The organism is Bacteroidia bacterium (assembly GCA_033391075.1).
Classification (GTDB): Bacteria; Bacteroidota; Bacteroidia; order J057; family J057; genus JAWPMV01.
This window is the reverse complement of record JAWPMV010000001.1, coordinates 251,157-266,982: the sequence shown is the minus strand read 5'-3', so window position 1 is coordinate 266,982 and position 15,826 is coordinate 251,157. Positions and strand designations below refer to the sequence as shown.

The following is a 15,826-nucleotide window of genomic DNA, read 5'->3' as shown; positions in this document are numbered from 1 at the left end:
AGCAGCATGAACCCGGGCGCACCAGAACACATCCCTTCTTCCTTCTCCATTCCTTGTTCCTTGTTCTGCATTCTTAAATGTATTGGAGTGTTGGAGTTGATGTTACAGACCTGTATCCCTTCCAGAACACATGAACACATGAACACCAGAACACCTTCGGTTTACACCAACTTATCCCTCATAGCCTTCTTCACAGCCTCCGCCCGGGAATTCACATGTAGCTTCCTGTAGATATTCTTGATGTGGGAGCGAACGGTATGTCCACTGACAAAGAGGGCTTCGGCAATGCTTTTGTAGTTTTGACCTTCGCAGAGAAGACGGAGAATTTCGGTTTCACGATCGCTAAGGGGGGATTCAGAACTGCGGCGGAAGGAGCCTAAGACTTTACGGGCAATATTGGCGCTCATAGGTGCTCCGCCTTTATTTACTTCCTCTATGGCCTGCAATAAGGCTGCAGGAGGGGTACTCTTGATCATATATCCAGTAGCACCCGCACAAATAGATTCAAATACCGAATGATCGTCAACTTGTATCGTCAACATGATGATATCCAGCTCGGATCTTTGAGCTTTCAATTTCTTTACTCCTTCGATTCCACTCATACCCGGCAGGTTGATATCCATTAGCACTACATCCGGCTTGTATTTCAGGATTTCCGGTATAGCTGATTCACAATCTGAATAGTCAAACTGACAGCTAAATCCGGGAGTACCATCAATGATCAAAGCCAGGGTCCGGCGTATATCGTGGTCATCTTCTACAATCGCTACATGAATCATGATTATGAATTTAAGGGTTGAGTAGCAAAAAAGCTTCCTTTTGAGGACTTATTCAATCCCCCATATGGGTCAGTTCGAAAATCAAGCCTATGCGCGTTCCCTTACTATCAGCACTTTCGATTTCGATATTTGCGCCAATCCTTTTCGCCCGCTCCCTCATATTCTTCAAGCCATAGCCCTTGCTCAATTGCTCTGGATCAAAGCCTTTCCCATCATCTTCTATTTCCAGATCCATCTTTCCATCCGCTACCTTTAATCTGCAATAGAGGTTCTGGGCTTCTGCATATTTCAAGGCATTATTCATAGTCTCTTTCACAATCAACATCAAATGTCTCCGGCTATTGAGGGGGAGTTTGAACGCACTTTGATCAGGATGAATGCCTTCACATATGAAATTGATCCCTGTATGCTCGAAGAGTTCATCTCCAAAATCTTTAATACGGATCATCATATCATAAACGGAATCTTTTTCCGGATCGAGGACCCAGATAAAATCCCGTATTCCTTGAGAAAGAATCTGGGTATTTTCCTCCACCTGATTGAGATAGACCTGCAAGGTTTGATTGGCACTTTCAGCCCTTTTCGCCAACTCAATAAATAGGGAGATTTTGGTCATCTTATTGCCCAATTCGTCGTGAAAGTCTGCAGCTGTATTTTTTCGCACGACCTCTCTTTCCTCCATTTTCGCCTCCTCTATCCTCATTTTTGTTTGAAGCTCTTTCTCTCTTTCTCTGATCCTAAAACGAATATACAGACTTATCAATCCCAGGATTCCCAACACATATAGGCAGTATGCCCACCAGCTTTTCCAGGGCGGTGTGGAAATATGGATACCCAATCGCCTTTCTTCCTTGTTCCAAATCCCATCTGCATTGCTGGCCTTGACCCGCAAGGTATAATCGCCGGGATCCAGATTGGTAAAAGTTACGCTCCTCTGCAGACCAATTTCTATCCATTCCTGATGAAGGCCATCCAATTTATAGCTGTATTCCGTTTTTTCAGGACCCTCATAGTTGAGAGCAGAAAAATCTATACTAAAGAAATAGTCTCGCCAACTGAGGTAAAGATTTTCCTTATTACAAAGGGCCTTTTCAAGCGGAATCTCTCCTTTTCGGATTTCCTCCCCTACCCTCACCTCTTTATTGAGAACTTTCAAACGACTAAGATAAAGGGGCACTTCTTCCTGTCTTCCCTGAAGTTCTGAGGGATGGAATACACTGTAGCCATTCACCCCTCCAAAGTACAGTTTCCCTTCGGCATCTTTGGCAAAACTTCCTTCCAGAAATTCATTGCTTTGAAGGCCATCATAACTATCGTACAATCGAAGGTAGTCTTCTGCTTCTTTGCTATGAGTGATCAAACTATCTGGATGAAATCGAAAGAGTCCATTGCTTGAGCTTCCCCAAATTTGCCCAAATTCATCCTCCAGCAAACCCATGATCAGATTAGAAGGGATTCCGTCCGTCTCAAAGAAATGCAGCACCTGAAAATCATCCCCTTCTCCCGGCAAAATCACATTAAGTCCGCTTCCCTGCATTCCGACCCAGATACGACCATCTCGATCTCTCAATACACAAAAGGTATTGGAAGAACTCAAAGCCTTTCCTGTCTCTCCTCCATCTGAATAAATCTCAAAATCCTGACTTTCTTCCCGATACCTGTGAAGACCTTTGGAAGTAGCAATCCAGATACTTCCATCAGCTCCTTCATATATCCTGCGGAGATAGGTATCATCTCTCAGACTATGGGGATTGTCCGGCTCATGAACGAAATGTTTAAACTCAGGATCATCCGGGTCTTTTCGGAATAAACCCTCATTGGTCCCTATCCACATGCGGCCTTTTTGATCAAAGACCATGGCCCATATCGCTGCCTTTTCCAATACATTCCATCCTTCTGTATCTCCCAGTTCCCCTTCAAATACAAAAGCACCCTTATCTGCCAATTTATCTTCTATAGCCAGAATAGAGAGTCCATGATAGCTACCCACCCATAAATTTTCCTCGCCGTCTTCAGCCAGACTTATGACCACCTCATCCTTAAGGCTTCCTTTCCGTTCAAGTTCAGGGAGGTAATGGCTAAAGTAGGATTCCGGAGAATTTCTGTTCACAATACGGTTCAGTCCCCCTCCATGTGTTCCTACCCATAGGCTTTCATCAAAACGAGAAGGGTAAATAGAATATACGAGGGGATAGCTGAGTCCATTGGGAGGATCATCGGCACGAATATGCCTGAATTTCGATTTATCGGGATGGTGATAGTTTAAACCGGCTCCATAGGTTCCTGCCCAGATCCCATTTTCTTCATCAATGTATAAGCCCATCAGGGTATTGCTCCCAAGAGAAGATTCTCTGTCAGCATCATAGCGTACAAATTCCAGCGCGGCACTTTGGGGGTTCAATTTGATCAAGCCATGGTTTTTGCTGCTTCCCCAAAGATTTCCCTCAGCATCTTCTGCAATATCAAATACCTCTATGGCCTCCCCATTTTCCTCCTCAGCAACAAGGGGATAAAATTTGTAATCTTCTGATTTTGGATGAAAATAGACAAAGCCTTTCTGCCAGGCATTGATCCACATACCTCCATTTTGTGAAGGAATAATTCTAAAAGCCAAGCCCTGATGTAGATATGGATATTTCTCAGGAGCTTTTTGAATATCTGCCTGTATTTCGCCTTTATCTGTGAACTCAATATTGCTGAGTCCAAGTATGCCTTGCTGGCATGCGACCCAAAGCACATCCTCTTCCCCGCTGATTACGCCATATACCGCTAAAGAAGAGAGTTTTTTTTCTTGCTCGGGAAAATGGAAAAATCTATTTGCGGTTATGTCATAAACGTGAAGTCCCGTGCGAGTGGAAATCCAGATCTTCCCTTGCTTGTCCTCAAATATTCTGAGAATCCCTTTTCTCCCATTTACAGGAAATTCTACCTCCAGACTACTCAATTTCAAACTCACCGGATCGACCACATTTAAGCTCCCCTGCGTATTTCCCACCCAAATACTCCCGTCACGGCTTTGTAAAAGCGTACTCACATAAGCCTCATCTAGTCCATTGACTGTGCTATATCTCTGAAAGCTATAGGCATCATAGCGATTTAGTCCATTTTGGGTCCCCACCCACATAAAGCCCTTCTGGTCTTTGAGAATAGAGGTTACATTACTTTGAGACAGGCCTTTTTCGAGGGAAAGTTTACGAAAGTTTAAATCAAGTAGCTGGGCTTTCAGGAAAAGCCCTAAATACCCCAAAAAGAAAGTGAGGAAAAGGATTTTTTTCGGATATTCACCACTCACAATATCCAATATAAACATATTTGGCCGGGACTGCTATTTCCAACCAATTTATGGAAAGTATTTCCTCTGGCTTATTCAGCTTTCGACCTATTGAACAACACATCCTATGTTTCAAACACAGATAGAAGCACTTAAAGAACGGCAAGGGAATAAATACCTGATCTCACGGAATGAAATAAGCCTGACTTATCAGGATTTCATCGATTTGCTTAAGCGCTCTGCAGAATTTCGGAGCTTTTACACCAGCCTATTAAAAGAGGCTCCTTTTCAAGCTTACTTCTGGGAACAAAAAGCCATGACCGCTGCAAGCCTGGATACGCCCTATGAATTTGTGCTGGTAAATAGTCCCAGCCTTGCGAGGGTGTCTGCAGATAGAAATTCCTTTGCCCGGAAATTTAGTCAAGAGAGCAGCGTAGTTTCCTTTAAAAATCTGGGCAGAGATGCATCCTTAATTGTTCCATGTCCCGCAGATTCAAAAACAGATTTTCCGCATTTAGCGAGTTTTTTGCGATCTGCTATTGAGGATCAGATTCAGGACTTTTGGAAAGAGGTGGGCAGAACCTATGAGGCAGATTTAGGAGAAAGTCCCAAATGGTTGAGCACTTCTGGTTTGGGCGTATATTGGCTACATGTGAGAGTCGATAGTCGCCCCAAATATTATACCTATTCCCCTTATCGACAATTTCCTTAAACTCTTCGATCAATCACTCGATCTACGCAGAAAATTCCTAACTTATGATTTCAACAAAAATTCCTGTTTGATCTCATAAAATACTACTATGTCCGATTTCAATCGTCGTGATTTCATCAAGAAGTCAGCCATCGCAGCAACTGGTTTGGGATTTGCCCTAAATAGCCAGGCAAAATCCAAAAATGCAGCAGAGCCTTTATTCAAAATTTCATTGGCGGAATGGTCGATCAATCGATCTTTATTCAGCAAGAAAATAGACCACCTGGATTTCCCTTTACTCAGCCGTAAACATGGTATTGAGGCTGTAGAATATGTCAATCAATTTTTCATGGATAAAGCTGAGGACAAAGCTTATCTCCGTGAAATGAAAAGCAGGGCAGATGGTGAAGGGGTTCGTTCTCTACTCATCATGTGCGATAGAGAAGGGGCTTTGGGAGATCCTGATGAAGCTAAAAGAAAGGAAACTGTAGATAATCATAAAAAATGGGTGCAAGCCGCTAAATACCTGGGATGCCATTCGATCCGCGTCAATGGTTTCAGCTCAGGAAGTTGGGGAGCAAAACCCGATGATTTCGATGAGTCTATGAAATTGGTTTCAGATGGCTTGCGAATGCTCTGCGAATATGCAGATGATTTTGACATCAATGTCATGATAGAAAACCATGGCGGTAATTCCTCCAATGCAAAATGGTTGGCGGGAGTAATGAAAATGGCCGATCATCCACGTGCAGGCACTTTACCTGATTTTGGCAACTTCCGCATATGGGGAAATAAAAAAGAGACTCTATCATATGATGCCTATAGAGGGGTAGAAGAATTGATGCCTTTGGCAAAAGGAGTAAGTGTAAAAATCCGGGTGTGGGATGATGAGGGTAATGAGTCTGATCTCGATTATGACCGCATGATGAAGATTGTTCTGGATGCTGGCTACAGAGGCTATTGCGGGATTGAGCATGGAGAAGCAGGAAGAGAATGGGAAAGTATCGTTGAAGTAAAAGACAAATTGCTGGCTTGTAGAGATCGCCTGGCTCCCGAATATTCAAAATAAATCTCCAGGGCCGACGGTGTCAATCGTCGGCTACCATCTTTTTCAAAGAAAAAATTCATGTCCACTACTGCTCACAAAATCACCCTGCTTGGCACGGGTCTGATCGGTTACTTTTATACAGAAACCCTCCACGGTCAAAGGCGAAGAGATCGAGTCGCCTGTGTATACTCACGCACAACTGAAAGAGCATCTGCCTTTGCCAAAGATTGGGATATACCCAGACATACTACGGATATGGCCGTAGCCATCAATGATCCAGAAACGGATACCGTAGTCATTGGCCTACCCAATCACCTACATAAAGAAGCCATCAGTCTCGCAGTACAAGCAGGCAAAGCCATCCTTTGCACCAAACCCCTCGCGATGAATGGAGAGGAGGCGCTGGAGATTCTGCATATGGTCGAAAAAGCAGGCGTATTTCATGGTTATCTGGAGGATCTTTGCTATACCCCAAAGACCCTCAAAGCTTTGCATTCGGTTCAAAATGGAGCTCTGGGACAAGTTACCTGGACAAGATCCAGAGAGGCCCATCCCGGTCCGCATAGTGATTGGTTTTGGGATCCCAAACAGTCAGGGGGAGGAGCCATCATTGATATGGGCTGTCATTGCATAGAAATCGGAAGGAATTTTATTGGAAAGCAGGTAAGACCTGTTTCTGTCATGTGCTGGGCAGATACTTTAGTCAAACCGATTCAGGCTGAAGACAATGCCATAGGACTTATCAAATATGAGACAGGTGCTATCAGTCAGTTTGAGGTGAGTTGGACCTTTAGAGGGGGCATGGATCTCCGAGATGAAGTCTCGGGAACTGAAGGTACTTTACGATTGGATCATTTCCTCCGAACAGGCATGGAAGTCTTTACTGCTGTGGGACAAGGAGATTATGTAGCTGAAAAGGCTGAAAGTGAAACCGGTTGGCTCTTTCCTGTAGGAGATGAGGCCAATGCACTGGGATATATCCATATGTTTACCGAGATGTTTGAGTGCATGGATAATGGTAAAAAGCCCATGGAGGATTTTTATGATGGCTATGTCGTAAACGCCATCATGGATGCCTGCTATAAATCTGCAGAATCCGGTACCTGGGAAGAAATTGACTTACCCATTTGGCGAGGTGGAGATGAAAAGGTGGAAAAAATAGGCCCCAAAGAGTATGATGAAAATCATTGGTGGATCAAAGAAGAGACCTTACCAGATGGACGAAAAAAGGTAATCATCAAAGACAAAGAAAGCGGAGAAGTCATCCAAAAGATTGTTTCTTAAATGCTTCAGGACAAAAAGATCGTCATCATTGGAGGAACGGCAGGGATCGGCCTTTCAGCTGCTCAGCACTTTATTGCCAAAGGTGCGAAAGTAGTGGCTGTTGGCCTTGGGAAAGCACAAGCAGAAGAAGCTCGCAGACGATTGGGAGAAGATGGGCTGATTATTCAGCGGGATGCACGTGAGAAAGAATGTGCTGCAGAAGCGATTTTAATTTGTAAAGATAGATTTGGAGGCTTTGATGGTTTATATCATGTAGCAGGAGGAAGTGGGCGAAAGTTTGGGGATGGTCCCTTGCATGAAATAACGCCTGAAGGCTGGGCGAAAACCTTTGAATTAAATCTCACGAGCCTTATGTACTCCAATCAGGCAGCGGTAAGGGCTTTCATGGAAACAGCTAGCTCAGGAAGTATTCTCAATCTAAGTTCCGTACTTGCCTGGTCTCCTTCCCCCAAATATTTTACCACCCATGCCTATGCAACGGCCAAGTCTGCCATCATTGGTTTTTCTAAAGCCATCGCCTCCTTTTATGCTCCTCATAATATTCGGGTAAATGTGCTCGCTCCAGCTTTGGTAGCAACTCCTATGTCAGAACGTGCACAGGGAAATCAGGAAATCATGGACTTTGTATCGACTAAACAAGTTCTGGATGGAGGTCGCATTGGAAAGCCGGAAGACCTCAATGGTTTAGCTGCTTATTTTATGTCAGAAGAATCCCGCTTTACCACCGGACAAGTAATTGCAGTTGACGGAGCTTGGGATATAAGCGAAGGGCAATATGGGGGATAAAGTTATCGGCATAGATCTGGGAGGCACGCACATCAAAGGGATTTTGATGAGTCAGGAAGGAAAGATTCTCCATAAACTCCATCGAAAAACCGACGATCAGGAAGCAAAATTGGGATTCGCCATCTGGCAAAGGCGTATCAAAGAAATGATTGAGGAACTCTCTGCGGGAAAGCAATACCCAATAGGTATCTCCGCACCGGGTTTGCCCAGAGCCGATGGGAAAGCGATAGCCTATATGCCGGGCCGACTGCAAGGACTGGAAGATTTTGACTGGTCTAGCTATATAAATAATCCTAAAACCTTTGTATTGAATGATGCAGTTGCTGCCCTACTGGCTGAGAGAAATTTCGGCGCAGCTCAGGGATATCAGCATGTCATGATGCTGACGCTGGGTACTGGAGTCGGAGGGGCTTTACTGATTCATGGGAAACCTTATTTCGGCAAGCTCAGTCGTGCGGGACATTTGGGACATATTTCTTTAAATCCCGATGCTGAAACGGGCATACTGGATTTGCCGGGAACCCTGGAGTATTTCGTAGGAAATGCAACCATAGAAAAAAGAAGTATGGGGAAATTTAGCAGTACCCATCAGATGGTAGAAGCATATAAAGCAGGAGATCATTATGCGACTCAGCTTTGGATGGATACCTTAAAAAAATTAGCTATTGGAATCTCCTCCCTGATCAATGTAATCTCGCCCGAGCTCATTATCTTGGGGGGCGGCATCAGCCAGGCAGGAAACGCACTATTCGAACCCCTTCAGAAACTGATGAACGTTTATGAATGGAGGCCCGGAAGCGTTTCGACTCCCATTGTAGCTGCACAAATGAAAGAATTTGCCGGAGCCATAGGCGCAGCTGTCTATGCCCTTGATACCTCACTATGAATCCTACACACGCATATTTACAGAAATCACAAGAGATCCTGAATCGGGTAGCTGAACAGGAAAATGAAATTAAAGCAGCTGCAGATCTTTTTGCCGAAAGTATTCTGGCCGGAAGAATGGTGCATGTATTTGGTTCGGGGCATAGCCGAATTATGGTAGAGGAAATGTGGCCCCGCTATGGTTCTTTTCCCGGCTTCAATCCCATTGTCGAACTCTCCCTCACTTTTCACAATCCGGTGGTTGGAAGCAATGGCCAAAGACAAGCCATGTTTCTGGAGAATGTACCAGGTTTTGCTGCTCGTATCCTTCGCAATTTTGACCTTAAGGATACAGATAGTGCACTCGTAGTATCTTCCAGTGGCTGCAATGTTGTACCGATTGAGATGGCCGAAATTTTTCAGCAGAAAGGGATCAAGGTAGTGGCATTGATGACGAAAGAGCATTCTGCCGGGAGTACTAGCAAAAGAGCCGATGGAAAAAAACTCAGTGATTTTGCTGACATCATCCTCGATAGTGGTGCACCTCTAGGAGATGCCATGATCAAAATAGAAGGACTGGAAACCCCCGTTTCTCCCGGTTCTACTCTGGGGGGAGTCATGCTCGTCAACAGTATAAAAGCAGAAGTAGCTGATCGCCTGACGAAAGCCGGCAAGCCTCCAAAAGTCCTCACCGCTTCAGCCATAGTTGGCGCAGAAAAAGCTACCGCTCTTTTTGAAAGCGCCTACGACGAGCATGCCCACCGACTCGCAGAGCTCTTCAAAGAAGTATCCGGATAGAAACTCCAACACCCTAACACCCTAACACGCTAACACGTCTATTATGAACTCCCGCCCTATCAGAACCACCGTCATCGGCAGCTACCCTTTCCCTGCATGGCTGGAATTTTCCAGTCAGAACCTAGATGCCTTTGGAAGCAAAGACCTGGAGGAGATGCAGGAAGATGCCGTTGTTGTCGCCATCAATGATCAGGTGGCAGCCGGACTGGATGTGATCACAGATGGAGAACAAACCCGCTATGATTTCAATCTTTCTTTCTACGGACACATAAACGGCATACAACAAAATAAAGAAGTGCCCAGAAAATGGGGACCACCCGCCCATGATCAAAGAGGGAAACATCCGATTGTAGGTGAACTGTCCGCAGATAAGGGACTGGGAGTAGTTGAAGAATTTAAACGTCTGCAAAGACTGGCTCCAGATGGGCCCACTCTCAAGGCAAGTATTCCCGGACCTTTTACCCTCAGTGGTCGCTTGCTTCCCAATCAAGAATATGCGGATCGCTATGCCATCACAGAAGCACTTTTGCCCATCGTCCAAAAAGAATTGATAGCACTTGTTGAAGCTGGATGCACTGAGATAACTGTCGATGAACCCTCCATGAGCTGCTATGCCTATAAAGAAGATACCCGCCGATTCGTAGACATATTCAACCGAACTGTCGAACCCATAGTTGGCAAATGCCGCCTTTCGACTCACTTATGTTTTGGCAATTTTAAAGGACATGCAGTTGGTTATCGAAAAATGGCTCCGATGTTTCCGGCCTTTTTGGATTTTAAGGTAGATGAAATGCATGTGGAAATGGCAAACCGCGAGTTTGCCGAGATAGAGGTGATCAGCGAAATTGCCAAGCATATGGATGTAGCGGTTGGAATCGTGGATGTAAAAAGCTACTACATTGAAACCGTCGAGGATATAAAAGATCGGATCAAACTTTGTCTGGAACATGCGCCTGCAGATCGACTTTCAGTCGCTCCGGATTGTGGATTGAGTCAAACAGCCCGATGGGCAGCTAAACGGAAAATGCATAGCATGGTAGCGGGTGCAGCAGAAATTCGGAAAACCCTCTAATCCCTTTCCATGAAAAAAGCCTTTCAGAAAGACGATGCCCTCCTACATGATATCCTCAGTACACGTTGGTCAAGAGGAGATTTCCGGATTTGGTGGTTGGGCCAAAGTGGATATCTCATCCAATGGGAAGGGAAACATCTCCTCATCGATCCTTATCTATCGGATTCTTTAAGCCATAAGTATGCAGAAACCGATAAACCACATATACGCCTCACCGAATTGGTCATTGATCCGCGCAAGCTGGATTTTATTGATATTGCTACTTCTTCTCACAACCATACTGACCATTTGGATGGAGAAACTCTCATACCTCTACGTGAGTTAAATCCTCAGATGCAGCTGATAATACCAGAGGCCAATCGGGAATTTGTAGCCAATCGAATCAAATGTGATATAAATTATCCACTCGGACTGAATGATGGAGAAAAAATAGAAGTGGGTGCATTCAGTTTTCATGGCATCCCGGCTGCACACAATGAACTGGAAAGAGATGAGAAAGGCAATTGTAAATATATGGGCTATGTCATTCAGTTTGGTCCCTGGAGTATCTATCATAGCGGAGATACACTCTGGAGAAAGGAAATCCTTGAAGCACTCCAGGCTTTCGAAATAGACCTTGCCCTCCTGCCTATCAATGGCAATAAACCTGAAAGACGAGTAGCAGGTAATCTGGATGCAAAAGAAGCGGTAAACATGGCAAAGGTACTAAATGCGCGCATGGTCTTTCCCTGCCATTATGATATGTTTAGTTTCAATACGGCTGATCCTTCGGATTTTGAGAAAATTGCCCAAGAGCAAGCACAGGCCTATAAAATCCTGCTCAATGGAGAATCCTGGTCAAGTGCGCGTTTAAAAGGCGAATAAATTGTAAGGTTCTGGCCAGGCCTTGTTAGCATCATGCCTCACTTTTTGCCTTCTATCCTTTAGATTTTTCTATTTCCATCAAAACTTTCAGCTTACTACCCTTCTCTAATCGCTTTGTTCTCATGACTTAAGGCCATTCTTTAGAAGTAGCGCCTACTTCCCTTTATATCTTTTCACCAAAGCTTGTTAATTATTACATGAATTGTAATATGTAATTTATGCTTTATATTAATCATTGATTATTTTATCAATAAAATGATTTTTGTTGTGTAAAGATAAAATAAGATGAAAACCTCTACAAAGCTTCTAATTGTATTAGTATCTACAGGATTATCCATGCTTATAGGGCATTCACATCTGCACGCACAGAATTCGGGAGTTGGGGTCATAAAACCCACCCATACTTTCCATGTAAAGCCATCGGCGAATAATCCTGTGCCTGATCCTATTCGATTGGAAAATCTTCAACCCTATATCGCTCAAACAGATTCGATGGTAGTCGTCGTCGATCCTGCTGTAGGAGTGTTGAGGGTAATACATATCAATGAGCTAAGAGGTAGCGGAGGAGGAAATAACTCTCTGCAAAATGCAGAGGAAGTGGATTTAACAGAGCCATCAGATCTGGATGGAAATGGAAATCCGGAATTTAATGTTCAACAGGCACTCAATGCAGTTTATAACAATCTACCCAAAGGAATCTTTAAAACCATTGGTGAAGCAAGGGCAGCAGGGCTGGTAGATGGGGATTCTTTCATAGCTCATCCGGAAGGCGTATTGGGCTGTTCGGGTTGTACCATAAAATTATATCCCGGCATGAACTAGATAATCGAGCAAAACACGCTAACACTATAACACACGAACACTCAAACACATAAAAAAACACCCCTGGCAATTTCTCAACAAACATGACATTTTTCAACCCAATATTAATGCGAAAACAGCTAGTCTTATTTATTGTCCTCACGCTTTCATGTATCTCCATGTATGCCCAGTCCGTGACAGGTGGCGCAGGTATAACGCATGTGAATGGGGACCCGGATAACATTGTTCTAACCCAGGGGGTAGATATTTATGAGAGTAATATCTGTTACGACCCCACCAATCAAATCGTATATTTCTTTAATCCAGCGGGAACCGCAGGGGTTGATCAATGGGATGGTGTAGCTGTAGGTAGCTTTACCAATACGGACTCCCGTCTCACCAATCCTCAGGTTTCTGGCGGCAACCTCGTATTTGATATCTATGATGTTATCAATGGAGCGAATACTGGTGCCCAGGTATCTATTCCTGTATTGAGCATTGCTCCTGTACAAGATGTCGTGGGTGGAGGAGATATTAGTGTTTCAGACGATGGAAGTGGAACCTATACGGTAAGCTTTACAGAAGCAACTACCAGTCTGAACATTAGCAATGATACCTTGAGTTTTACGGATGAGAATGGTACGATCAATAAGATCACCCTTCCCACTTCAGATGGATCTGACACCGACGTGCAAGGATCCGGAGATATCTCTGTAGCAGGTTCCGGTACGACTGCCGATCCATACATCGTCTCTTTCACAGAAGCTACCAGTGCATTGGCCATCAATAATGACACTTTGAGTTTTACGGATGAGAATGGGACAGTTAATAAGGTTACCCTGCCAACTTCCGATGGTTCTGATACAGATGTTCAGGGAGCGAACGATATTTCTGTAAGTGGTTCGGGTACGACTGCTGATCCTTACCTCATTGACTTTACAGAAGCAACTTCTGTATTGACCATCAGTAGCGATACTTTGAGTTTCACCGATGAAAACGGAACAGTAAATAAAATTACGCTTCCCACTTCTGATGGTTCCGATACAGATGTACAGGGAACCAATGATATTTCTGTAAGCGGTACAGGTACGACAGCTGATCCCTACATAGTAGATTTCACTGAAGCCACTACTAGCCTGGCCATCAGCAATGATACCTTGAGCTTCACAGACGAAAATGGAACGGTAAATAAAGTTACCCTGCCGACTTCTGACGGTTCCGATACCGATGTACAGGGAACCAATGATATTTCTGTAAGTGGTTCGGGTACAACTGCAGATCCTTATATCGTAGACTTCACCGAAGCTACTACCAGTTTGTCGATCAGCAATGACACCTTGAGATTTACTGATGAAAACGGAACCTTGAATAAAGTTACCCTTCCAACTTCTGATGGTTCTGATACGGACGTACAGGGCACAAACGATATCTCAGTTAGTGGGACAGGTACAACTGCAGATCCATACATCATCGACTTTACAGAAGCTACTTCTGTTTTGACCATCAGCAATGACACCTTGAGGTTTACCGATGAAAATGGAACCGTAAATAAAGTCAATCTCCCAACTTCAGATGGATCGGATACACAGGTTCAGGGAAGCAATGATATAGGAGTTACCGGTACAGGTACGACTGGAGATCCTTATGTAGTAGATTTTACTGAAACTACTACTAGTCTGGCTTTCAGTTCTGATACCTTGAGATACACAGATGAAGATGGAGCATTGACGAAACTGGCATTTTCTCCCGCTGTAAGTACGACGGATGGAAATACCGTAGACTTCAGCACTTCGGGAACGGATGGCCAAACGATTACGGCCGAGATCACAGGCTCTGCTTCCGCAGCAAATGGAACTTTCCCTATCTCAAATGGAGATGGAACCATCAGCTGGTCTGACGCAAACATCACCTCTATCGCAGCTGATTCAAACGGAAAACTGGTTGCTACCTTATCAAATGGTACTACCGTTACCTTCAACCTTGATTCCGCTCCACGAGTAACTGATATGGGAGAACTAGAGACAGCAGCAGGAAACTTAAGTTCAGGAGAAACAGGCATCGCAGTATCCAATGATGGTAACAGCCTCGGTCTTCCTTCTCAGGAAACTTCTTCCATCGAGATAGGTGTGATCTTCTTCATCAAGAAAAAATAATTGTAACCATGACGGCATTCGGATGAAATATCCGAATAGAAGAGTAGAATGTAGAGACTATTTTATCATCTTATTTTAGCTGGGAAGTGAATCAGTAGCCCTGATTCCTTCCCGGCTTTTTCTTTCGAAAGACGTAATTTTATTCAATAAATAGAATATTTTAATTCAATAACTATCTACATATTTAAAACATAATCTCTCAGAACAAAATGAGAGCTTCTCTTAGGAGAGGGGTATCAAAATAGAAACGGTAGCTTAAATATGTTGGACTCAGGCTGGTCTTATTGGAAAGGCATATGCGTCAATCATCTTCAGAGGAGGATTTCTGTATTGACGATTTCTTTCTGTCTATTCATTTTCTCACATCAACATAGCTTTTCCCAAACGAGTGGGCAATGGGGCGTATGCGAATTTGCAACTACCTCTGCCCTCAATTCATTTAATCCCTCCAGCAGTGATTGGGATTGTAAGTTTGCTTATTGTCAGGCAAATGATCAACACTATTATTGGGATGGAAGTGCCTGGTCTCTCATGATAACCTACAATGTGTATACCCAAAGTGATACCATTACAGGAAATCGAAGTATTACCCTCAATGGGAATGAGCTGACTTTTGATGCGGACGAAGACATTATTATAGAAGCTAGCGGAGAACTGGGAATCGGAACAGCAGATCCCAATTCACCCCTTCATATTTTTGAATCTACGGGTACAAGTCCCTCTGGCTCTGATGGTAGTATAATCCTCGAACACGACAATAGCGGAGGCACAAGTTCCATCGTTTTTAAAAGCAAGGCCAATTCCGGGAGCGACTACGGATATATTAGTTTTAGTGATGATGGTAGTGGAAACGGATCAACGGATGAAAATGCCCTCTTGAAAATAGGAGTAGAAAATGATGGGGCAAACAATTATCAGGATGATATTGCTTTGATGCCTACGGGAAGCGTAGGAATTGGAACTACCAGTCCCGCAGCCAAACTGGATATAGATGGGGGTGGATTGAGGCTGTCGGATTATGGAACAGGTTCTTTCACCGATACCGCCACTTATATACTTGCAGTAGATACCGTAGGTGATGTGATAGAATTAAATACTGCCCGATCTTCACGGGTATTTTATCCACCAGCCATCGCCATAGATGCCAGTTCAACCGCTACAGGTTTAAGCCTCGACCTCCACCAGGAATATGTGTCTCGATTTGGAAGCCCTTCTGTAAAGAGTTCAAGTGCACCAGCGGTTATCCCCTATTACACAGAATCAGAGCTTTATTATTATGTGACGGATTATGATACTGCCGTTTTCAGCAATCTGAGTATCAGTGATGCCGGCGTCTTGAGTTATGACATCATTGCCAGTCCGGCGGATGATTTTTCTCTCATCAATGTGGTTTTTGTAGTGAAATAATTTCCTCC

The 15,826-nt window shown here is 44.0% G+C and carries 13 protein-coding genes; 11 read left to right on the top strand and 2 right to left on the bottom strand.

The window, feature by feature from the left end:
* Window positions 1–161: 161 nt before the first annotated feature.
* Window positions 162–779, bottom strand: a complete 618-nt coding sequence (locus tag R8P61_01060) for a response regulator transcription factor (protein ID MDW3645634.1) — start codon at window positions 777–779, stop codon at window positions 162–164.
* Between the two features lie 52 nt (window positions 780–831).
* Entirely contained in the window at window positions 832–4,089 is a 3,258-nt protein-coding gene (locus tag R8P61_01055; GenBank protein ID MDW3645633.1) for a two-component regulator propeller domain-containing protein, read from the bottom strand.
* Window positions 4,090–4,177: 88 nt separating this feature from the next.
* Here R8P61_01055 and R8P61_01050 point away from each other — a divergent pair, with 88 nt between their 5' ends.
* The 11 genes from R8P61_01050 to R8P61_01000 all read left to right on the top strand — a co-directional run bounded on the left by R8P61_01050 (window position 4,178) and on the right by R8P61_01000 (window position 15,818).
* Complete coding sequence (locus tag R8P61_01050; protein MDW3645632.1) at window positions 4,178–4,762, top strand: hypothetical protein; 585 nt, start codon at window positions 4,178–4,180, stop codon at window positions 4,760–4,762.
* A gap of 88 nt (window positions 4,763–4,850) precedes the next feature.
* On the top strand, window positions 4,851–5,810 hold the full coding sequence (locus R8P61_01045) for a sugar phosphate isomerase/epimerase family protein (GenBank protein MDW3645631.1): 960 nt from the start codon (window positions 4,851–4,853) through the stop codon (window positions 5,808–5,810).
* A gap of 57 nt (window positions 5,811–5,867) precedes the next feature.
* The gene (locus R8P61_01040; protein MDW3645630.1) at window positions 5,868–7,073 is read left to right on the top strand and encodes a Gfo/Idh/MocA family oxidoreductase; all 1,206 of its coding nucleotides are present in this window, start codon (window positions 5,868–5,870) and stop codon (window positions 7,071–7,073) included.
* Window positions 7,074–7,859, top strand: a complete 786-nt coding sequence (locus R8P61_01035) for an SDR family oxidoreductase (protein ID MDW3645629.1) — start codon at window positions 7,074–7,076, stop codon at window positions 7,857–7,859. It abuts the gene before it with no gap.
* Entirely contained in the window at window positions 7,849–8,745 is an 897-nt protein-coding gene (locus tag R8P61_01030) for an ROK family protein (protein MDW3645628.1), read from the top strand. The genes R8P61_01035 and R8P61_01030 overlap by 11 nt, the downstream gene beginning before the upstream one ends.
* The gene (locus R8P61_01025; GenBank protein MDW3645627.1) at window positions 8,742–9,521 is read left to right on the top strand and encodes an SIS domain-containing protein; all 780 of its coding nucleotides are present in this window, start codon (window positions 8,742–8,744) and stop codon (window positions 9,519–9,521) included. Before R8P61_01030 ends, R8P61_01025 begins: the two co-directional genes overlap by 4 nt.
* Before the next feature lie 43 nt (window positions 9,522–9,564).
* A complete protein-coding gene (locus tag R8P61_01020; protein ID MDW3645626.1) occupies window positions 9,565–10,593 on the top strand; it encodes a methionine synthase in 1,029 nt (342 codons plus the stop codon).
* 9 nt (window positions 10,594–10,602) lie between these two features.
* Window positions 10,603–11,457 (top strand): MBL fold metallo-hydrolase, encoded by an 855-nt coding sequence (locus R8P61_01015; protein ID MDW3645625.1) that lies wholly within the window; start codon window positions 10,603–10,605, stop codon window positions 11,455–11,457.
* A gap of 285 nt (window positions 11,458–11,742) precedes the next feature.
* The gene (locus R8P61_01010) at window positions 11,743–12,279 is read left to right on the top strand and encodes a hypothetical protein (GenBank protein MDW3645624.1); all 537 of its coding nucleotides are present in this window, start codon (window positions 11,743–11,745) and stop codon (window positions 12,277–12,279) included.
* Window positions 12,280–12,386: 107 nt separating this feature from the next.
* Window positions 12,387–14,411, top strand: coding sequence for a hypothetical protein (locus R8P61_01005; protein ID MDW3645623.1), 2,025 nt, complete (start codon window positions 12,387–12,389; stop codon window positions 14,409–14,411).
* A gap of 261 nt (window positions 14,412–14,672) precedes the next feature.
* Window positions 14,673–15,818, top strand: coding sequence for a hypothetical protein (locus tag R8P61_01000; GenBank protein MDW3645622.1), 1,146 nt, complete (start codon window positions 14,673–14,675; stop codon window positions 15,816–15,818).
* Window positions 15,819–15,826: the final 8 nt, after the last annotated feature.